At 50.2% G+C, this 516-nt stretch carries 1 protein-coding gene and 1 pseudogene; one reads left to right on the top strand and one right to left on the bottom strand.

Annotated elements, in window-relative coordinates; all coding sequences use genetic code 11:
• Positions 1 to 208 (top strand): annotated as a pseudogene (locus tag ACTHUM_RS18675) (3'-5' exonuclease); the annotation flags it as partial.
• Positions 209 to 314: 106 nt separating this feature from the next.
• Here the strand turns inward: ACTHUM_RS18675 and ACTHUM_RS18680 are convergent.
• Positions 315 to 516, bottom strand: a 202-nt coding sequence (locus tag ACTHUM_RS18680; RefSeq protein ID WP_440403778.1) for an IS3 family transposase, incomplete at its 5' end; no start/stop codon positions are given.

The raw sequence follows: 516 nt of genomic DNA on the forward strand, positions 1-516 counted from the left end.
GTTCCACGCAGGTCGTCTGAAAGACATCCGCGATTATTGCGAAACCGATGCGGCAAACACTTATTTAATGTTCCTACGCTTCCGCCTGATGAGCGGCGCTTTGGACGCGGATGAGTATGAAGTGGAAGTCAAACGGCTGAAGCATTACCTGACCGGACAGGCTCAGGACAAGCAGCATTGGAACGAGTTTGTCGCCGCGTGGCGTTAAACGTCAGGCTTGGAAAGGCTATCTTCCTGCCAACCATAAAGGTCGTCTGAAAAGCAGAATCCGGTATGAACTGGCCCCCAAATCTTGGACACTCATAAAAGCCTTTTCAGGCGCTCTGTGCAAGCTGGGTTCTGTATGCGACAGGACTCAGCTTTTTCAATTTCAGACTGCAACGCTCCCGGTTGTAGTCATCCATATAGTCATCTATCTGCTTCATCAATTCGTCCACCGTCAATTCTCCTGCGTTATAGAAACACTCCGTCTTCAATACCGCAAAGAAGCTCTCCATCGGCGCATTGTCCCAGCAG

The organism is Neisseria sp. P0021.S006 (genome assembly GCF_051956895.1).